Below are 19171 nucleotides of genomic sequence, written 5' to 3'. Positions count from 1 at the left end.
CATTTTTTAACGTTATATGCTTGCTATGTAAGCATTATAACCTATTTTTATCGTATTTTATGTTTAAGTCCCGTTAGGGAGTCTACTGCTCTTAAATCCCCTATTTCACCTAACGCCCAAACTGCCATCTGTCGAACTTCATCCTGGTTATCTTGCAAAGCTTCAATGAGAGAGTAAGTTGCTCGTTTATCTTTGATCTGACCCAGAGCCTTTGCTGCACTGACTTTAGTTGCGTAATCCCAATTATTATGACAATCGTCTTTGAGAGTGGCAATTAGAACAGGCACAGCTCTAGCATCACCTAAATCTCCCAAAATTCTGGCTACCTCTTCTTTGGGATCGTAATAGAGAAATGGATCGTTATTCTGCTGGTTCAATCGCTCTGCATTCTGATGATTGAGTAATTGCAACCCTTGGATTAGAGGCTCCACAGTTCTTGGATCTTTAAATTCGATTAGGTCGTTGGAGAAATATGTAAAAAACCGACCACACAAAGAGCCTTGCTGAATAGCTTGTAGAGCAAATTCTATAATCTGAGAATTATATTTACGCCAAATTTGATATTCTTTTTCAGGGTGGCGAGAAATATAATCCCCTATGAAGTAAGTTCCTGCTTCATAACATTCTGCGATGGTTAGCATCATACTGGTTAAACTTGTATACTTTTCAAGTAAAGTTAACTCTCCTTCTTCAAGTCGCTGAAAAATTATCGGACAAAAATTTAGTATGTTATTAATTAAAACGCACCCCTTATCTTCCCATAAAATGTGATAAAAAATATTTAAATACTTAAAACTTTCCCAATAAGGCTTAATTATATCTACATCGGCTATGTTATCTGTTTGGATAGTTTGATGTGTGAAGATATCCTGGCCAAGCTCTGCAACGATTTCTTGTAGAGGTCTAAAAGTCCAACTATGAAATATCCAAGCTGTTTCCTTCCACTCATCTCCTTCTACTGCACCATTTCTCCACTGATAGAGTTCATAGAGTTCAGGAGAAAATTGGATTGGTAAATCTCTTACTAAGTTATCTATCTCATCTTTTGATAAGCCAGGGTATAGATACTCAATCAACCAGGGCTCGTGTCGCTCTATCCAGCTTAAGATTCGCTTTAAGGCGTCGGTTAATTCTGAAGTCATAACTTTCTTTCAAATGGAACCCACCGCCGCTCCTTCAAAGTTTTCCCGTTGTCACGCACCCTACGACTGATATCTTGCACAGAGTACGATCGCCCTCAATCAATCAATCAACTCCGCCTCTTCAAAAATCTGTCTAATCGTCAACTCCAAACCAGGCAGCAACTCATCCAAAATTAGTGTATTATCCGTATAAACTTGACTAGAACCATCGGTCAAAAAACTTTTAATTAAAATAGCCTCTGGATCTATCACCCAAACTCGCGGAACGCCCGCCGCCAAATAATCTTTCGCCTTCTCTTCAAATTCCTTCATACTTTGATCGGGCGATATAATCTCAATCACCAGTTCAGGAATTGCGGGACAAGCTTCATTTCGCCGCCAACTTTTCGGCAGACGTTCATAAGAAATGTACATTAAATCGGGAACAGGTGCCCAATCTTTATCCTGACGTTTTAACAAAATTGCCCATTCTGGAAGCACTCGCCCGCGTCCTTTACACCATACACGAATCAGGCGACACAAAGTAAACTGTAAAGTCGAATGAAAATATTTTGGAGACACTTTGGGGACTGCTTCACCATCTACAAACTCACAATATATATCTCCGTCGGGCAAAGCTAGAAATTCTGCTAAAGTGAGTTTGGTTCCGATGCCTACCATGACTCCCAGCCCTCTCGCTAATTAACTCCTATCATGTCCGATCGCTCACCCATAATACATTGGCCGGGGCGGGTTTGTGAGATTGTCCGTTTTTGGCAAATATTATTGGTGAACCCGCCCCTACGGAATCAGGGTAATCGACCAGACATGATATCAAATATCAATTATACAAAATTTCCCAACATTCCTAGAAGTACGATCGCCCTTCTCCCTCTACGCCAAAAGTGGAACAGGCATCCCGCCTGTGAATTTCTGTGAATTTCTGCGCCTCAGAAATCAAAATCCCAATTCCCCAAAAACCATAGCGGGGCCGGCTATCCAGCCCGCCCCGCATTCTCCAAAAGCCCCAAAACCATTCACTTCAACCAAGCAGGATGAGCCATCAAAGCTGCAAACGGCTGCACTCCCCGCAACTGATTCGACAGCGGCAAATGACCCCTAGGCGCGCTCAAATCCCAAATAAACTCTTGCGGGTATCGCGTCCAATTATTCCCCTTCTTCCAGCCAATTAGCGGCCACAATTTATCCCAATTCTTGCCCGAACTCAGCCAAATTTCCCGCTGCACCGAAAAGCCGAATTTGCCTTCGGAATGAACTTTCCACAGCGTATTAATTGTTTGCAAATCCGTTACCGGCAAGCTCTCAACTTGCGTAAAATACAGCCACTTTCTCACAGAAGCTGTTTCACCAGCCAATTCACAAAGCTTGTCTAAAGTCAAGCGATCGGCTTCTTGAAATTCCTGTAACGCCAATAATTGTTGCAGCGGAGTGTAATCAATGTTAGAGTCCGATCGCAGCGGCACAACCCCAGTCGGAAAATTCGCTTGCAAAAACTCCGTCGCTCTCGGAGAATTAGCACTGTAAAGAATTTGGTAAGCCTTACCCATTACCGCAGTCGGTGCCTCTGACTTGCGCTCTAATAAAAATTCCATCAATACATCCCAACCGGAATCTGCTATTTGTTGTTGCAGCAGTTGCAGTTGAGCTTTTTCCGAACCCGACCTCAACTGAGAGCGGAGTTCGGCTGTATCGGCCGCCGAGTCTAGAGGAGAAGTAGAAATCGAGTCAGTCATGAGAAACTATCAGCTATCAGCTATCAGCTATCAGCTATTAGCTGAAGCCCTGGTTTTCCCCCATTGTACAATGGTACTGACTCCGATTCACTTCTCTGTACTCGGATGCCTGCGCGCCACACCGCCTGGTTTAGCCGATCGCCCGATCGCACACTTTTCGCCAATGTCAGCAATCGCAAATAAGTCTACCATCTGAAATTTACGATCGATGCCATACCAAAGAGTTTTTTTGAACCTAGTCGTCCACGATTGAAACCCATGCAGGGAAGGAAGGCGGAAAAAAGTTTATGTCATATTCCGAGTCTTCCCACTCTTTGACCCAAAGCGGCACGGCGCCTGGGCTAGGAGTTGCAGAAAAGGTGCGTTCTTTGACTTCGATCGAGTGAAATAGCTGTTTTAAAGTATCTCCCCGATCCAAAGCTTCGCTGAGGATGTCGTCCAAGTCAGGATCGACCCGTTTGACACGGTTTTTGTCCTCCTCCAGCCACAGCAGTTTCAAAGACTTCAGATCCCTCGGACTGAGGATGCTCTTGTAGTACACGCGCTTAAGGGTTGCTACGGGCTCCAATGAACGTTCTATCCGGCGAATTTGCTGAACTCGCAGGTAGTGCCATTCCGCTAAACGCTTGCTTTCCGAAGGCGGGAGAGTACCCTTGCCCGCTGCGTGTTTGTAGTCGTATTTAATCAAGCTGCAAGCCATATTGGCTAGCAGGTGAATCAACTGTTTTTCTTTGGGTGTCGCCTGACGCCGTTCCTGGGTTCTTGTCAATACGCGCTGTCTGCGGGTAGTTTCGAGAGTATTTTCCATTGGGTTTTTACGAGATGAAATACGATTGTGCCAGATCCAAATCCCGAACATCAGAAGGTAAGGAAGTTGATAGGCGGGGAAACTCCACCAACAGACTCGCCTTACCTGTTTATTTTCCCATCCACCGTTCTCTGAAACTGATTACCACCCCTGGGATTAGGTAGACTGATCTTGGGATCGAGTTTTAACTACCTCGATCAGAGGCGGTTGGGACAACAAGCACCACAACTACAACCACAACCGCATCAGAGCGAACCACACTCCGGGCGCCAATTATTATTTCCTGCCTTTACCCGTTTTTACCTCTTCTTGGTCCCCATCCTCATTCGTTCCAGTGTAGTTAAAGTCAGGACGACTCTCCCAAGCCGTCAAACTACTGGCTGATGAAGGTTGTGTGGCGATCGCTGAAGCGCTGGCGCTGCCTGCCTGGAAAAAGCCGAAGCCAGCCGAGGCAATTACCCCTAATACTAAGATGCTGTTTTTCATGTTCGATGACCCTGATTTGCGTAGATTGACACTTTTTGGCTCACCCGATCTGTCAGAAATGGGTTGATGCAATAGCCCACTTGTCTTCTGATAAATCTGCCTGCCATAATCAATTCAGACAGGCACACCCGCTTGCGATCGGAAACGCCAGAAGTGACGTGTTACTAATGTCCACGATCATCCACCAACCCGAATCTTTTGGGTAGTGGAGCGAAAGCCATCAGGGCGTCGATCCATCAGGGAGTTATGCCATCAGGGTGCTAATCCATCGGGTAGTTAAGCCATCAGGGCGCATCTTCTACAATTAGCCACAGACTTAACTTTTAGAGTTGAGCGAGTGGTTAGCCAGTTTCTGACCACGCCTTTAAGAATTAAACTTTTTGTGGAGGCATCCTGAAAAGTTTGTTCTTAGGAATCCCCGAACGCGAAAGCCCGGGGAAAGTCAGCAGCATGGAATTCCATGCAATCTAAGTCAACTAAAAAAACGCAGATTAACGATATCTCCCACTCAAGCAGTCCTCAGCCAAACGCTGGGGTTTTTTATTGGCAGCCATTGCTCTGTCTTTTCCTCCAGCATTCGGCAAGCGCAACTGAAGGCAGAAGGTTGACGGCGCTGTGGTTATGAGTTTCCCTGCCAACATCATACCACCGGGTTAATTTTAAAGTATTATTGTAAAAAAAATGTGAAAAAAACGGCGTTTTAGCGTTTTCAATCCGATCGAGTCAAAATTCATCAATTATGTGAACGAGTGTAAAAAATCAAGTGGCGGGGTACAATTGCGCCGATCATAGGATTTGGGGCGAACGCTTGCAAAGATACGGTAAAGATTGACGAGAAGAAAGCTGACCTAGTAGACAATAGAGAAAGAAGAACAAAAAATTTTCCACCATAGTAAGGCCGATAAAAAAAAAACAATCCAAATGCAACAGGCAAACTCCAAACCCTTATTGAATAAGTCATTGCCCAATCTAAAATCTAAAATCTAAAATCTAAAATGGTATCAGCGGGCCATAACTCCAATTTGTAACCTTTCGATCGCACAGCATAGGGGCGTAAAATCTTGATGAATTCCCAGATGACAGCATCCGTCAACTCAACGTACCAATATCAAGTTGGAGGCTATTTGCCTGCCGGTGCGCCCACCTATGTCAGGCGATCGGCAGACAGCGAGCTCTACGAAGGACTCAAAGCCGGAGACTTCTGCTACGTGTTGAGTTCGCCACAAATGGGAAAGTCCAGCCTGCTAGTGCAAACGGCCAAAAGGTTGCAAGCCGAAGGTACAGTTTTTGCCGCCATCAACTTGAGAAGCATCAGCAGCCCAGATATCTCCCCCCAAAAGTGGTATGGCGGAATCATGTACCGCATGGCAAGCAGTTTACACATCACAAACAGGTTTGATGCCATCAAGTGGTGGAACGATCGCGAACTGCTGCCGCCGGTGCAGCGATTGGAGATATTTATCGAAAAAGTTTTGCTCAAGTCACTTCAGCAAAATCTGGTAATTTTTCTAGATGACATTGACAGCATCAGCCGCCTAAATTTTAGTACCAAGGATTTTTTTGCTTTGATCCGGGCTTGTTACTCCAAGCGGGCAGAGCAACCGGAATACGATCGCCTGACTTTTGCTGTTATGGGAGTAGCAGCCCCCTCAGAATTGATCCGAGATCCAAGATGCAACCCTTTTAATGTTGGACGGCAAATTCATTTAAGTCGATTCCAACTGCAGGAAAGTTTGCCGCTAGCAAAAGGATTAGCCCTGAAAGCTTTTCGCCCCCAAAAAGTCCTCCAAGAAATATTAGCTTGGACGGGCGGGCAACCGTTTCTAACTCAAAAAGTTTGCCACTTGGTACTTGAATACGGGCCTTTTATTGGCAGAAATTCGGAAGCTCAGCAGGTTGAAAAACTGGTCAAACACAGAATTATTAAAAATTGGGAAGAAGAAGACGAACCCCAACATTTGATACCTATACGCGATCGCATTTTCCATAACCACTGCGACCTCACGCGGCTGTTAACGCTGTACCAGCAAGCTTTGCAACCGCCCAAGGCAACAAAACCGGGAGAATCCCAGGGAGTACCAGCAGATTACTCTCCCGAAAAACTCGAATTGCAACTGTCAGGACTGGTTGTTAAATTTGAGGGTAAATTAATAGTTTCCAACCTAATTTATCAGTCAGTTTTTAATCAGTTCTGGGTGGAAAAAGAGCTGGGAAAATTGGCTCCTTACCGCTTGGCCCTAGCAGCATGGCTGGCTTCAGACCGCGAAGATGAATCACTGTTATTGACAGGGGAAAGTTTGCAGTCAGCTTTGGATTGGGCGGAGGACAAACAATTAAGCCAAGAACACTATTGGTTCTTGAATCCCGATCGAACTTTTGGGGAAAAACCCACAGTCGTTGTCGCACAAGTTGCAGACAGCAGCATAGACACAGATGCAGACAGCCCCATCCTCACCCCGCCCTCAGATAGTATTCCAACTGGCAGCAACGAACAGAGATTGTACGATCACATCGTCTCCTGCGTGGAAACAGAATCCCCCGCACAGGTGATCGAGCGGTTCCGAAAGCTATTTATCGACGGCATGGGCTATCCCGATCGAGAGATTGAAGCAACTTTGTATAGTATAGTCTCCGTCAAGCGATCGGATCAGGACTTTAAATATCTGCTCCACCGCTGCTGCTACATCCCCATCAACCGCTGGCAATTGCAATCACAAAATCAGTTCGCGATCGCCAAGTTGGTATCTTTATTTAAGCAGACTTCTCCCCGATTCGGGATGGAATTTTACATAGTCAAGCGCTTACAAGAACAAATAAAATTTTTTAATAAAAGTGAAGAATTCCAGACTATAGAGCGCTTAGTAAAAGCCTTAGATAGAGATGCGGAACAGCAGCAACAAGATACAGATTTTCCTTTGGGCGAATTGATATGTCGGTATCCTTATTTGTACGGCTATTCTCTACTGAGCAAGGACAGCATTGAGGAAGACCAACAAACCATCCAAAAACTGGCATTTCAAAGACAGCGACAATTTGAAACACATTTGTCTAAATATTTGAATTATATGGTTGAGCCGAGAAATACAGAAATAGGAATTGTACAGCGAGCGGCTAATCCCACACTTTTGAACGATGCAGAACTGCACTTAGCGGTCAGGGAATTTGCCGGAAAAGTAGCAGGCGATCGCAGCTACAAAGAAGCGGCTCAATTTTTCCTGAGAGATTCCAGAAAAACTCCATCTTACGCCTCATTTAAAGTGGATTTATATGAATATTTAATATCGTCGGTAGAACCAGAATACGGGGGGCGTCAATTTAATGACCGTTTGTACAAACAAATCAAAAATACATTGCGAGAAAATGACTCGGTGAAATTCAATAATCCATTGTTAGTTCGTACTTGCCACCAGTTGTTCAACTTCTTAGTAGTGGAAAATTCTCAACATCCCAGCCACTACGTTTTTTACGATTTGGTGTACAACCTCGGCGCCAGCAGGACAATGGGTTTACTCATGAAACTTGTACTGCTTTCGGGCAAAGTCAAACCTGAGTTGGAAAAGCGATTTTCTATTTTGTTTAATCACTATGAAGGTAAAGCTTCTAATGAAATTATGTGGTTTGTCAAATCATTGGAAAATTTCAATGTGGCTTTGGTTGTGAATTTTGGTAAGACGGATTTGTCTTTGGTTAAACAGCAGCTTATTTTGGCTTAAGAATAACAAAATCGCTCGAACAGGGTTATATAATAGTATTAATTAAAAAAAATCCAGAACCAACAAATGAAAGCCTTTGAAGTCACAGGAACGATCGACGAAAAAGGTCAATCGATTTTAGATTTTAGATTTTAGATTTTAGATTTTAGCATTGACTTGCGCGAGATAAATACGTTCGGCAAGTTTCATCGGATACAGGTTGTTTATTTCACCGGTCCTGAGTCTGCTTTCGGAATGAATCCGGGGGCTTGTATCCTGGATGCTTTCGGTCAATTATTGCTCGATCGACCTTTAACCGCAGAAACTCCCGGCCGCGTGCGAATCATCGTTCTTCTTCCCGAACCTACAGATGAAGCTGAAGACGACCCCGACGATACTCCAGTTGCAGAAGTAAAAGCTAGTCTCAAAAGGGCATTCCAGGAAGCTAAAACCCGACAGCGAATACCTCTTTCTCAAATGTGGGAGGGCATCGATCGATTTTAGATTTTAGATTTTAGATTTTAGATTTTAGATTTTAGATTTTAGATTTTAGATTTTAGATTTTAGACGATCACACGCTCAATCAAGTTCAATAGCCGTCGATCGTACTTTTGTTAACCATTTACTCAAAATCCGATCAAACTCACATCTTGCACTATTCTCAAGGACGGGCAAGATGCCCGTTCCACAAAAAGTAGATTTTCTTGTGGAACAGGCCGGAAAGCCTGTTCCTAAAAGGCTAATTGAGAATGGTGCAAGATGTCAGATCGAACAGATATCAGCCTCAACGAAATCCGCAGCATCATCGCAGAGTTTGACGAAAACGAATAGCGGTGTATTATTAATTCTATGATTAGCTATCTCAAAGGCACAGTAGCCGATATCGCCAAAGGCAGCAACCGCGTCATATTGACTCTGGAAGTCAATCACATCGGCTATGAAATCCAAATTTTGCCCCGCGTGACCGGTCAATTGCCAGCATCCGGCGAAGTCGCCCAAATTTTTACCCACCAGCAAGTTAAGGAAGACCAAATCGTATTGTACGGTTTTGGCAGCGCGGCAGAACGCGATTTGTTTCGGCAGTTGACGAGTGTCAGCGGTGTGGGTGCTCAACTGGCGATCGCACTTCTTGATACTTTAGGATTGCAAGATTTAGTCCAGGCGATCGTCGGCGGTAACACCCGCATCCTCGCCAAAACACCGGGCGTCGGTACAAAAACCGCAGAACGTCTCGCCCTGGAACTCAAAAGCAAACTCTCGGAATGGCGCCAGCAAGCAGGTTTGACAGCTTCAGTCGCGGCCGGAGTCCCCCCAGCTATTCAAGAAGAAGTCGAGATGATCCTGCTGGCGATGGGATACACTGGGGCTGAAGTCTTGCAAGCGCTGCAAACCCTCAGTCAAGACAGCACTTTGTCCGCCAAAGGTGATGCGGAGGATTGGATACGTGAGGCGATCGCCTATTTGAGCCGATAATTGCCTACAATGATAATCCCCTACAATATCTAGCCGCCGGGAATAAAAACCCTGGACGGGCGGGACGCCCATCCCACAATTTTTTTTCCTGTGGGATGGGCGTCCCGCCCGTCCTAAGTATGTTTGCAATTCAAGTCTATTCTGCTCAAAAAACAAACCCATCCTTAGCAAAAATTTTATCGTTATTATGCTTCCCCTGTGATAACATAGGAGATTGTGACAATCGTACAAAAAAAACTAAAATCAATTCATGGCTCTTACACAACAGCGCAAACAAGAAATCATGGGCGACTTCCAAACCCATGAAACCGATACCGGTTCAGCAGATGTCCAAGTCGCCATGCTGACCGATCGCATCACCAAACTCAGCGCCCACCTGAAAATCAACCAAAAAGACTTCGCCTCCCGGCGCGGTTTGATGATGATGATCAGCCGCCGCAAGCGCCTGCTGGCATACATCCAAAAGCAAAATGCCGATCGCTACAAAGCATTGATTGCCCGTCTAGGCATTCGCGGCTAAACACCAAAGCCAAAATTTGCGACAATATTCTTTAATCTTGGACAAACACCAAGACTTATTGAAAAATGTTCGAGATTTCAGGTCAGAGATAAAATATGTCCTCCGAACCACCCCGCAAGCGCTTGCCCTTTGAACCGGCAACAAATCGTAAAAAAACGCCTAAAAAGCCCCCAGAACCCCAAGCAAGCATAGCCTTAGAGTCGGATTCTGCCGACAAGCAGCCGAAAGCTAACAAAACCGGAAAACAGGCGCAATCCATCCCAGAAGTAGTCAGCCAACGCATGATATCTCGCATAGCGGTATTCTGCGGCATACCGACAATCCTGGGAATTTCCACATTTTTTGTCAGCTATTTGATAGTCAGCAAAGGCTTGTTTGATTTGCCCAACACAGCAGTATTGCTGGTAAGCATGGGCTGTTTTGGTCTAGGCGTTCTGGGATTAAGCTACGGAGTCCTCTCAGCTTCCTGGGATGAAGAAGTTTCAGGAAGCACTCTGGGGTGGGAAGAATTTAATACCAATTTTGGACGGATGCGAGAAGCGTGGCGCGCCGCGAAGCCAAAAAGTTAGTCATTAGTTATTAGTTATTAGTCATTAGTCATTAGCTAACAACTAAAATGTTAACCATCTAGAATTTGTTTTTGGGGAGGGAACAAGAACCCGCCCCACAACAATGCTAATAATACTGATATAAATAGATTCTCGATCGCCATTGCATCTATTTTCTCAGTGCATCAGAGTCATCATCCGTTTCTAGCCCAACTAAACAGGCAAAAAAAATATGATTATAGTAATGAAAGCCGGCACTCCAGAAGCCGAGATCGATCGCATCGACGAAGAGCTCCGCACTAGCTGGGGTTTGATACCAGAAAAAATCGTCGGCCGTTACAAAACCGTGATGGGTTTGGTGGGCGACACAGTTGAGCTCGAACCGATGCAACTGCGCGAAATGAGCACCTGGATTGAAGAAGTTCTGCGCGTGGAAAAACCCTACAAACGCGCTTCTCTGGAATATCGCCAAGGAGAACCCAGCGAAGTAACGGTTGCTACTCCTTTAGGAACTGTAACGATCGGCTTGCATCACCCGATCGCGATCGTAGCAGGCCCTTGCTCAGTCGAAAACGAAGAAATGATTGTCGAAACGGCAATGCGCGTCAAAGCTGCTGGAGCTCATTTTCTCCGTGGTGGCGCGTACAAACCGAGAACTTCCCCCTATGCTTTCCAAGGCCACGGCGAGAGTGCTTTGGGATTGCTAGCTGCGGCGCGGGAAGCTAGCGGTTTGGGAATTATTACGGAAGTTATGGATGCGGCGGACTTAAGTGCGATCGTGGAAGTAGCCGACGTGGTACAAGTCGGGGCGAGAAATATGCAGAATTTCTCACTGTTGAAGAAAGTCGGAGCTCAAGACAAACCCGTTTTGCTGAAGCGCGGCATCTCCGCCACCATTGAAGAATGGTTGATGGCTGCGGAGTATATCATGGCTTCTGGCAATCCGAACGTGATTTTGTGCGAGCGCGGAATTCGCGGGTATGACAGGCAATATACACGCAATACCCTCGATTTGTCGGCAGTACCAGTATTGCGGACTCTGACTCACTTACCGGTTATGGTTGACCCCAGTCACGGCACCGGTTGGGCGCAGTTTGTACCTTCGATGGCGTTTGCTTCGATCGCCTCTGGTACAGATTCGCTGATGATTGAAGTGCACCCGAATCCCAAAAAAGCTTTGTCTGACGGGCCGCAATCTTTAACACCGGATCAGTTCGACAAGTTGATGGAAGAATTGGCGGTGATTGGTAAAGTCATGGGACGTTGGCCGCAGCCGGTGCCTGTTTTGGCATAGAAACACCAGTAATAAGTAGGTTATCGCCAAAAAAACCATAGTATTCACAAGGTACTATGGTTTTTTTGCGCTTACCCGTTACTCATTGAATTAGCGAGCACTTTGATTTAAGATTGTTTCAATTTGATTTTTTACTTGTTCGAGTTCTCGACGTTTGTCAGCCAGCCACACTTTTTGGGACTCGCATTCTGCTTGATTTTGGCGATCGCGCTTTTCCTGCTGTTCTAATAAATTTTCCCACAGCGAGATCGCTTTTGACATCGCATCGCTATTCGCATCAGCGCGATCGTTAAATACTGCAATAACTCTTTCTTGTACCTTCTCAAAAATAGACTCTGCCGATTCACCAAATTTCTCAAAGCCTAATTCACAAACTTTTTCCTTAATCTGGTTATGAATTCCATCAACATCTAGCATTCCCAATCCAAATGCACCACCTCCACCAGCAGCTAAGGCACCCAAAATAATTGGAATAATACCAACTCCTCCAAACAGCAATCCCGCCGCTACTAATCCACCAAGGCCTAAACCGCCAAGATAACCTCCAGGACCTCCAATATCTGAGATCGATGAAGCGATACCGCTTCCACCGATCCCAATTCCGCCCAGATCACCTGCGATCGCCAAATTATTAAATTGACTGACAAGGTTACTACTCAGTTGCTTATCGAAATTTTGAAACTCCAGCCGAATTGCATAAATATCTTCATTGATTTGGTTATTTAAAACAGCCACATTTTGTTGTAAAATTGCTTTGACTTTTTGACTTGCCCAATCTTCTATTTCTTTGGTCATGTCTAGGACAAATTGATTAGAATAATCTTTAATCAATTTGTTTTGACTCCAAATATGGTTATGTCCGGAAGTCCAGCGATGACTTTTTGATCCCAAACGTTGTCCCAATCCTTCCGCCCATTTATGCCAAGATTCAATAGCTTCTTCTAAAGACTGCTCCATCAATTCATTAGCTAAAAATCTAATTTTAACCTCGCGACCGCTTACTTCCGCCATTTGTTCAAATATTTTCTGCTTATCTCCTTGATCAACTGTCAATTTTCCCTCTAACATTTCCTCCCATTGATTCAATTCCTCACAACCAGTGTCAATAATTTGCTTAATTCCGGCGGCGGACTGCCGAAGTGCGATCGCCCCCCGTTCAACAGTCAGAAATTTCTCAATCGAATCAGTAAAACCCTGAAAAGATTTTAGATAATCATCATTTTCATTTCCTTCTAAAATCGCCTCCAATGCAGATTGAGCAGAAATAAAATGAATCCGGTTTTCACCAGCAATCAAATTTTGACTCTTAACAATCGTTTCTACCCTTTTTCGTACCTGCTGGCGACTCTCTTCCCGCCGCAGCAAATCGAAAAAATTAACTACCATAAAAATATTACCCGCGCCTTCGTTATTGCCATAATTGAGTTCTTTTTTCAAGTACAAAAGCAGTTCCCGCTCTTTCTCCGTTAAAGCATTTTGAGCATGAGTTAAGAAAATAACCGCATCAGTTGTTTTGAGAACCTGTTGGGTGACTAATGTGCGTTCGGCTTGTTCGTTCAACCCAGGAGAATCAATAATTTCTACCCCATTGCGGCACAACTCTAAGTCGGGATGTTCAAAAACGATTTCGGCAATTTCCGACTTGGCAATTTCTTCATCGGCATAAGAACCATAAGCGGCTTCTTCCGAAATCGAAGCTTTCTCTTGATATTGTGCAGGTGGAATTTCTTCCTCTCGTCCATTTTTGTAGCGACAAATAACCCGGCGCTGTGAACCATATTTCAAAATGGTCACATTACCGCTACAGGGAATATCGCGCACTGGTTGGATTTCCTCACCGAGTAAAGCATTTAGTAAGGTTGATTTACCTTTACTAAATTCGCCGACAACAGCAACGCGAAAACATGGAGATTGCAATCTTTGAGATACTTTCGTTACTTCTTCTGCTAAAGTAGGAGATAGCACGTTGCGATCGCTTCCATCTTGCAGAGTTAAACATAGTTTTCCACAAACAGCATCCAGTTGTTGTCGGTACAGTTGAAATTTTTTCAACTCTTGATAGGACGAAACTGACTGTTTTTGATTTGTTTTGTGTTTCGGTTTTGCTGGTAAATGTCCGATAATGTGACTGGCAGCACGGACAAACATAGAATCGAGAGATTGAAATTGCGCTGGATCTAGTAACGAGTGGAGTTCTGTTAAAGCTGCTGTATCGCTTATTGCTTGACTGCTAAAACTGGCTTCCAAAACAGTCAAAAATCGCCCAGCGATTCCGAGTTTGTTGGCGACAATCGTCAAATACTCTTTTTCGCGTTTATCTATTGTCCCATCTGCCGCCGACATTTGATACCCAAAACTAATCAGCAGCAGTTTTTCCTCCTCAGAAAAACACGCTGTCAGCGCCAGCAACGCGGTCAATTTCTTGTAAACTTGCTGTTCCCGCACGCTCTTAACCATCGGCATTACCAATGGGCGCAAATTGTTGTTAGCGGGAATAAGTTCCGTAAAAGTTGTCCGCAATCGCTGCGTTTCCTCAGCACTTACCGTACCGTCGGCATGAATGACTCCCAGCAACACCGTTATCAGCCCCGCCAGGAAAAGCACAGGCGGAGTAATATCCTCTTTTCGGAGGCTTTGCCCTGTCAGTCGGGAAATAAGCTCAACCGTTTGTGAACTAATTAGTGAAGTGTCCATTTTCGGCGTCTATTTATAATTTTTTTTATTTAATCTATCATAAGAGATAAGTTATTCTTTGGTATGCTACCGGGGTAAAAAGTAATGATGAACTTTGTATTTCCCGCAGCGGTACAGGCTGCGATCGAGGCTGGCAAGTATGTACAAGTTTTTACATCTGCCGGAGTGCCGATCGGCATGGCGAGAGATGCAGCAACGGGAGAGTTTGCGGCCCACGCCGTTGGCGCGGTGGTCAACAACAGCCCCCTATCGCCGTTAGTGTCTCCCGTGCAGCTTGCAATGGGAGGCTTGCAGATGTACCAAAACCACATGGGCTTTCAAGCCGTCCAAACCAGTTTGGGCGTGCTGCAAGCGACAACAGCCGTCATTGGTGTGGGAGTTGCGGCTGGGGTAGCCTTGTCGGCGGTGAATTTGCACCAGACTTTGAAACTAAAAAAAGCAGTAGAAAGGCTGGAAGTTAAAGTAGAAAATGGTTTCATCAATTTAGAACAACTTTTGAAAGGCCAAGGCGCCGAAATTAAGCAATTAATTTCCGAAGTGGTTGCAGATATAAAATTTGAGAACCATCGCCTAGTCTTAGTGCGGGCTTACGGGTTATTTAATCAAGCAATTCAACGAATGCGATCGGCTTTGCAACTGCAAGATATTAATCGCCGCAATGCTGAAATTGATGCAGCGCGAGGGATGTTGTTTGAGGCTTTAGCTGATTACAGAAATCCGCAGTTGTTGTCAGAAACCTGTGCGGCGGGACAGTTGCGGCGGTTAGAGTGCAGTTGGACGATCGAACAAAGTATTATTGCGACTTATCAGGTGCAAAATGAGTATGGGGCTGCGGGCGATCGTATTTCTCAACTTCAACAACAAATCCGTCAAGATAGCCTCGGTATTATACACTGTTGTGACTCAGACGAAGAGCTTGACTTTCTTTTTCCTGAAATTACGTGCATTCACGATCGCGATTTAGTTTTATTAGAGACTTGGCAAAATCAGATTGAATGGATGAAAGCTTTACCGCCAAGTGAATTAAAACAGTTGCAAAGTGCTGATTTTAGTAAATCTGACTCTGCTGTTAAGGTGGAGAAAAACTCAGCCGCAACAGCTTTAGCAATCCCAGAGGAACAGTTATTTTATGAAAATTTGAAGCCGAAGTCTCATTTTTACGCGCTTCGCACTCAACTGGAATGGATGCTCGATCGGCAGCGACGTGAAGAGTATGAAGATTATATCATTGAACAAGGGGAACTAGGGGGTCATACAAGTTTAGTATCGTCGAATTTGGAAAAAGCCTCTGATTTGGCTGTGGCTAATCTATTTTGGTACTTCAAAGTCCGGGATGAATCCGAAGAGGAATTAGAATTAGATTCTGATGAAACTACGAATAATACTGCTACTGCTACCGTTGTTGCAGAATCTTTCCCAAGCGATAAGGTTAAGCAGCAAATTTATGAAAAACTCAAAGCCGTTGTTGCCAAGCAACTAGAATTTGAGGCAAGTAAAGTCACCATAAACGCTAATTTTGCCAAGGATTTAGGAGCCGATTCTCTCGATGCAGTAGAGCTAATTATGGCCATTGAGGAGGAATTCGACATTGAAATTCCCGATGAAGCTGCGGAGAACATAGAAACAGTTCAACAGGCTGTTGATTACATTTACAAAAAAGTTGCTGTTTAAAAAGCAAAGACAGTAACCAAGTTCAAATTCCTTAAACAGAAGAAAGCACTAGAAAGACTTCAAGCTTTCATGTAATACCAACTCACCAGAGCGATCGGTGTAAGGACACGGCCAAAGCCCATGTCCCTACCAAAAATTGTACGACCAATGTCATTTTCATTATTACAACAAACATCAAAAAAAATGAAGTCTAAATCAGTTACCCAAATCAGCGGAATTCCCGGTCAATTAGTCGGTGCAGTTCCCGTCCGAACCAGCGGTACAGGAACTCTTAAAATTGTTGGGGACACCTTACAAGGAAATTTCACTTCATTTTTTGGGTTAGAAATCAAAGAAATTGTCATTCCCATTCAAAATGTCAAAGCAGTTGAAATAGGGGAAGGCTGTACTTGGTGGCTGCTCGGACTCGGAATTCTAACCCTCGGCTTATTCTTCATTGGTATTATCTTCATTGTGTTGGCTTTTGTTGTAAAACAGCGTTATATTGCCATTTACACGAGTAGTAGTAATCTCATTCTGTTTTGTACAAAAAATGATAAAGTCAACCAGTTTCGTAACGAAATTATAGAAGCTTGTCGTCCCAAACCGAGCTATATGCCCCGACATTCTCAGTCTCCCCCACCACCGCCTTCTTTGCCAAATAGATTCATACTTAGCTAAATTTACCAGGTCGATCGCTATTTCTACCAAAGTGCGATCGCTCTTCTTTTGAGGAAAGCACAAAGCGCGGTAAAAACAAAAAACTTAGGGACATACAGTTTAAGGAGTAAAAATCTAATGCAACTAATTTTGGCAGAATTTTGTGGACGCTGGGGCTGTTCTTGGTGGGAGAAAATTATCACCATCATCTTGGTTAGTCTGAAGGGTAAGGGAGTTGTACTATTGCTGGGATTATTGCTGATTCCCATATTTTTGGTTGTGCTAATATTGCTAGTAGGCTTGATGCCAGCTTTTGAATTTATTGCTAGTTTTGGGAGAGACAAACAAGAACTCCAAAACCCAAACAATTCTCAGGAACAAGACCAAAGCATTTTATCAGCAGGAGCTAAGTTTGTCGGTCGTAGAGGAGCTAAATTTTTGGGTCGTAAATTGAAAGAAGTAAACAAACAGGAAGATGTCAATTCTCATGAACAAGACCAAACGATTGTATCAGCAGGGGCTAAGTTTTTAGATCGTAAAACAGCTAAATTTTTGGGTCGTAATGGGGAAAAAAAGTGATTTAATCCCACCAGTAAACCACAACAGGCGGCGGATTTTCATAACCCCCATAACCAATAAACACAGATGCCCGATCGCGATCCATCACTTGCACATCATCCGCCATCCAAGTCTTCCCAAAATCAACCAGCGGGTAAACGCAATCATCATCCCTACTCCAAATATAAAGCGTATCAGCGTGCCAGCGATCGTCCAAATCTCGCAGCAATAAACCCAAATTACTGTAAAGCCTACCGCTATTTTCATCCTCCGCAATCAGCGGCAGCATCATAAAATTCAGCCACAAATCTCTGTTCTGATATAGATCGGTTAAAATCGGTTCCGGGTCGAAATTATTCCAGCGTCCATTTTGCATCATCAGCGCTTCCATCAACTGCTGCGGCGTACATTCTCCGACAGCTAGCGACAAATCCACGCGCGGTGCAGGTGCATTTTGTCGAAATTTTTTATTTCTACCGCCTCGCCTTTCAACAAGCGTTTGGCGGCGTTGATGGCGCGGTTGAGCTTCAAAAACCCACGCCCCCCGCGAGTAACTTTTGGGAGTACCAACAGCGGGCAATGGTTCGGGAATTTCGTTAAATCCTGCCAGCAAGCGCTGATATCCGTCTGCTTCATCAAATGTCACCCAGTGCGATCGCCACACGCACTCCAAAACAAAACCAATTGTAACGCAAGGAGTGCGATCGCAGTCCATCAGGGCGATCGACCAATCATCGCTATCTTCAAACCGAGACAGCCACTGCGAAGCCGCCTCCCATTTAGGCAGCAAGTCTCCTTCTGGAGATTTCCGCATTTCCTTCATAAGCCGCACTCTGTCTGACGGAGTGAACATTTTAGGTTAGCCGCGAAGTTGAATAGTTCATTTGTAGCACAATTATTTAATCCAAACCATCAAAGCTCGATCGGGGTGATTGTCAGAATTAAAAAGTGCGATCGAGTCTGTAGGGTGCACACTGCGCACAAAGCCTCTACCAATAGCGGATCAAACCATTTTTTTGGGCAAATTTTTAAATTTATAGTCATTTCAAATAAATGTGAGACAAATGCAAGATGATGTAAAATCCAGAAAAATTGTTAACTCGGAGCCGAAAAATGGCAGACAGTCTAGATTTAAGAAAAAGAGTAGTGGATTATGTGGAAAATGGAGGGGGTATAACCAAAGCCGCCGCCCTGTTTAAAGTAGGAAGAGCAACAATATACAGATGGCTAGGGAGGGAAGACCTTCGAGCCACTAAGGTATAACACCGTGAGCGAAAGATAGACTGGGAAATGCTCAGAAAAGATGTAGAAGAAAATCCCGAAGCAAGATTAATAGAAAGAGCAAGGAAATTCGGGGTGAGAGCGAGTGCCATATGCTATGCCTTAAAGAAAATGAAAATTACGAGAAAAAAAAAAGAATTTCGTTATAGAGAAAGGAATAGAGAAGAAAGAATACAATACTACCAAACACTGAGAAATTTAATTAAAGCTCATGGGAGTAAAAGCCTTGTATTTATTGATGAGTCAGGGTTTGAAGAGTTTCATGCTTGTGTTTATGCGTGGTCAAAAAAAGGGAGAAAAGTATATGGGGAGAGACAAGGAAAACGCGGAAAAAGAGAAAATTTAGTAGCAGGAAGAAGAAAAGGAAACAAGGACTTGATTGCACCTATGGTCTTTACAGTCCGCTTTAATGCAGAAAGTTTTGAAGGGTGGTTAGCTTTATATTTATTGCCATCTTTAACAATACCATCAATATTAATCATGGATAATGCACCGATTCATCGTAAGACAGCAATTAGGCTCCTGGTGGAGGAGGCAGGTCATCAGATAATATTGTTACCAAAATACTCTCCTGACTTAAATGATATTGAGCATGATTTTAGTGCATTAAAGAGAGCTAAAATGTATGCGTC

The 19171-nt window shown here is 44.1% G+C and carries 17 protein-coding genes and 1 pseudogene; 11 read left to right on the top strand and 7 right to left on the bottom strand.

The features are described 5' to 3' along the window. Positions 1-47 precede the first annotated feature (47 nt). The 3 genes from QUB39_RS29220 to QUB39_RS29210 form a co-directional block, all read right to left on the bottom strand. Complete coding sequence (locus QUB39_RS29220; protein WP_333212653.1) at positions 48-1142, bottom strand: HEAT repeat domain-containing protein; 1095 nt, start codon at positions 1140-1142, stop codon at positions 48-50. 99 nt (positions 1143-1241) lie between these two features. Then, positions 1242-1802 (bottom strand): Uma2 family endonuclease, encoded by a 561-nt coding sequence (locus QUB39_RS29215; protein ID WP_333212651.1) that lies wholly within the window; start codon positions 1800-1802, stop codon positions 1242-1244. A gap of 356 nt (positions 1803-2158) precedes the next feature. Continuing rightward, a complete protein-coding gene (locus QUB39_RS29210; protein ID WP_333212649.1) occupies positions 2159-2875 on the bottom strand; it encodes a GUN4 N-terminal ARM-like repeat domain-containing protein in 717 nt (238 codons plus the stop codon). Between QUB39_RS29210 and QUB39_RS29205 the strand changes: the two genes are divergently transcribed. Next, positions 2874-3071: a hypothetical protein gene (locus tag QUB39_RS29205; protein ID WP_333212647.1), complete on the top strand. Its 198-nt coding sequence runs from the start codon at positions 2874-2876 to the stop codon at positions 3069-3071. The two genes, QUB39_RS29210 and QUB39_RS29205, sit on opposite strands and share 2 nt — an antisense overlap. Before the next feature lie 39 nt (positions 3072-3110). Here QUB39_RS29205 and QUB39_RS29200 read toward each other — a convergent pair whose 3' ends face one another. Together QUB39_RS29200 and QUB39_RS29195 are read right to left on the bottom strand one after the other, a co-directional pair. After that, entirely contained in the window at positions 3111-3683 is a 573-nt protein-coding gene (locus tag QUB39_RS29200) for a hypothetical protein (protein ID WP_333058257.1), read from the bottom strand. Between the two features lie 276 nt (positions 3684-3959). Beyond that, positions 3960-4169: a hypothetical protein gene (locus tag QUB39_RS29195; protein ID WP_333058256.1), complete on the bottom strand. Its 210-nt coding sequence runs from the start codon at positions 4167-4169 to the stop codon at positions 3960-3962. A gap of 1076 nt (positions 4170-5245) precedes the next feature. On the opposite strand from QUB39_RS29195, the gene QUB39_RS29190 reads away from it, so the two are divergent. From QUB39_RS29190 to aroF, 6 genes are all read left to right on the top strand, one after another. Then, complete coding sequence (locus QUB39_RS29190; protein ID WP_333058255.1) at positions 5246-7882, top strand: AAA-like domain-containing protein; 2637 nt, start codon at positions 5246-5248, stop codon at positions 7880-7882. A gap of 234 nt (positions 7883-8116) precedes the next feature. Further along, on the top strand, positions 8117-8365 hold the full coding sequence (locus tag QUB39_RS29185; RefSeq protein WP_333058254.1) for a type II toxin-antitoxin system RelN family antitoxin: 249 nt from the start codon (positions 8117-8119) through the stop codon (positions 8363-8365). A gap of 345 nt (positions 8366-8710) precedes the next feature. After that, entirely contained in the window at positions 8711-9334 is a 624-nt protein-coding gene (ruvA, locus tag QUB39_RS29180; RefSeq protein WP_333212644.1) for a Holliday junction branch migration protein RuvA, read from the top strand. Between the two features lie 250 nt (positions 9335-9584). Beyond that, positions 9585-9854: a 30S ribosomal protein S15 gene (gene rpsO / locus QUB39_RS29175; RefSeq protein WP_015174482.1), complete on the top strand. Its 270-nt coding sequence runs from the start codon at positions 9585-9587 to the stop codon at positions 9852-9854. A gap of 95 nt (positions 9855-9949) precedes the next feature. After that, positions 9950-10423: a PAM68 family protein gene (locus QUB39_RS29170; RefSeq protein WP_333058252.1), complete on the top strand. Its 474-nt coding sequence runs from the start codon at positions 9950-9952 to the stop codon at positions 10421-10423. A gap of 211 nt (positions 10424-10634) precedes the next feature. Continuing rightward, positions 10635-11696, top strand: a complete 1062-nt coding sequence (gene aroF / locus QUB39_RS29165) for a 3-deoxy-7-phosphoheptulonate synthase (RefSeq protein WP_333212642.1) — start codon at positions 10635-10637, stop codon at positions 11694-11696. Between the two features lie 90 nt (positions 11697-11786). Here aroF and QUB39_RS29160 read toward each other — a convergent pair whose 3' ends face one another. After that, positions 11787-14390 carry a dynamin family protein gene (locus QUB39_RS29160; RefSeq protein WP_333212640.1) on the bottom strand — a complete coding sequence of 868 codons (2604 nt, stop codon included), beginning with the start codon at positions 14388-14390 and terminating at the stop codon, positions 11787-11789. A 1440-nt stretch (positions 14391-15830) separates the two neighbouring features. Here QUB39_RS29160 and acpP point away from each other — a divergent pair. The 3 genes from acpP (at position 15831) to QUB39_RS29145 (ending at position 17279) form a co-directional block, all read left to right on the top strand. Next, entirely contained in the window at positions 15831-16061 is a 231-nt protein-coding gene (gene acpP / locus QUB39_RS29155; RefSeq protein WP_333212655.1) for an acyl carrier protein, read from the top strand. A gap of 183 nt (positions 16062-16244) precedes the next feature. Then, a complete protein-coding gene (locus QUB39_RS29150) occupies positions 16245-16721 on the top strand; it encodes a hypothetical protein (RefSeq protein ID WP_333058558.1) in 477 nt (158 codons plus the stop codon). Positions 16722-16838: 117 nt separating this feature from the next. Beyond that, positions 16839-17279: a hypothetical protein gene (locus QUB39_RS29145; protein WP_333058557.1), complete on the top strand. Its 441-nt coding sequence runs from the start codon at positions 16839-16841 to the stop codon at positions 17277-17279. 1 nt (position 17280) lies between these two features. Here the strand turns inward: QUB39_RS29145 and QUB39_RS29140 are convergent, their stop codons facing one another. Next, positions 17281-18111: a hypothetical protein gene (locus tag QUB39_RS29140; protein ID WP_333212638.1), complete on the bottom strand. Its 831-nt coding sequence runs from the start codon at positions 18109-18111 to the stop codon at positions 17281-17283. 260 nt (positions 18112-18371) lie between these two features. On the opposite strand from QUB39_RS29140, the pseudogene QUB39_RS29135 reads away from it, so the two are divergent. Then, positions 18372-19171 (top strand): annotated as a pseudogene (locus tag QUB39_RS29135) (IS630 family transposase); the annotation flags it as partial.

The sequence above is a fragment of the Microcoleus sp. AT8-B5 genome (assembly GCF_036705565.1).
Classification (GTDB): Bacteria; Cyanobacteriota; Cyanobacteriia; order Cyanobacteriales; family Microcoleaceae; genus Microcoleus.
Note: the sequence above shows the minus strand (reverse complement) of the source record. Positions and strands in the feature narration are given on the sequence as shown.

Coding starts and splice junctions, on each gene's coding strand:
- rpsO (WP_015174482.1), top strand. CDS start 9,585: ATGGCTCTTACACAACAGCGCAAACAAGAAATCATGGGCGACTTCCAA.
- ruvA (WP_333212644.1), top strand. CDS start 8,711: ATGATTAGCTATCTCAAAGGCACAGTAGCCGATATCGCCAAAGGCAGC.
- QUB39_RS29185 (WP_333058254.1), top strand. CDS start 8,117: ATGAATCCGGGGGCTTGTATCCTGGATGCTTTCGGTCAATTATTGCTC.
- QUB39_RS29205 (WP_333212647.1), top strand. CDS start 2,874: ATGAGAAACTATCAGCTATCAGCTATCAGCTATCAGCTATTAGCTGAA.
- QUB39_RS29145 (WP_333058557.1), top strand. CDS start 16,839: ATGCAACTAATTTTGGCAGAATTTTGTGGACGCTGGGGCTGTTCTTGG.
- QUB39_RS29150 (WP_333058558.1), top strand. CDS start 16,245: ATGAAGTCTAAATCAGTTACCCAAATCAGCGGAATTCCCGGTCAATTA.
- QUB39_RS29215 (WP_333212651.1), bottom strand. CDS start 1,802: ATGGTAGGCATCGGAACCAAACTCACTTTAGCAGAATTTCTAGCTTTG.
- QUB39_RS29210 (WP_333212649.1), bottom strand. CDS start 2,875: ATGACTGACTCGATTTCTACTTCTCCTCTAGACTCGGCGGCCGATACA.
- QUB39_RS29170 (WP_333058252.1), top strand. CDS start 9,950: ATGTCCTCCGAACCACCCCGCAAGCGCTTGCCCTTTGAACCGGCAACA.
- QUB39_RS29200 (WP_333058257.1), bottom strand. CDS start 3,683: ATGGAAAATACTCTCGAAACTACCCGCAGACAGCGCGTATTGACAAGA.
- QUB39_RS29195 (WP_333058256.1), bottom strand. CDS start 4,169: ATGAAAAACAGCATCTTAGTATTAGGGGTAATTGCCTCGGCTGGCTTC.
- QUB39_RS29140 (WP_333212638.1), bottom strand. CDS start 18,111: ATGTTCACTCCGTCAGACAGAGTGCGGCTTATGAAGGAAATGCGGAAA.
- aroF (WP_333212642.1), top strand. CDS start 10,635: ATGATTATAGTAATGAAAGCCGGCACTCCAGAAGCCGAGATCGATCGC.
- QUB39_RS29220 (WP_333212653.1), bottom strand. CDS start 1,142: ATGACTTCAGAATTAACCGACGCCTTAAAGCGAATCTTAAGCTGGATA.
- QUB39_RS29160 (WP_333212640.1), bottom strand. CDS start 14,390: ATGGACACTTCACTAATTAGTTCACAAACGGTTGAGCTTATTTCCCGA.
- QUB39_RS29190 (WP_333058255.1), top strand. CDS start 5,246: ATGACAGCATCCGTCAACTCAACGTACCAATATCAAGTTGGAGGCTAT.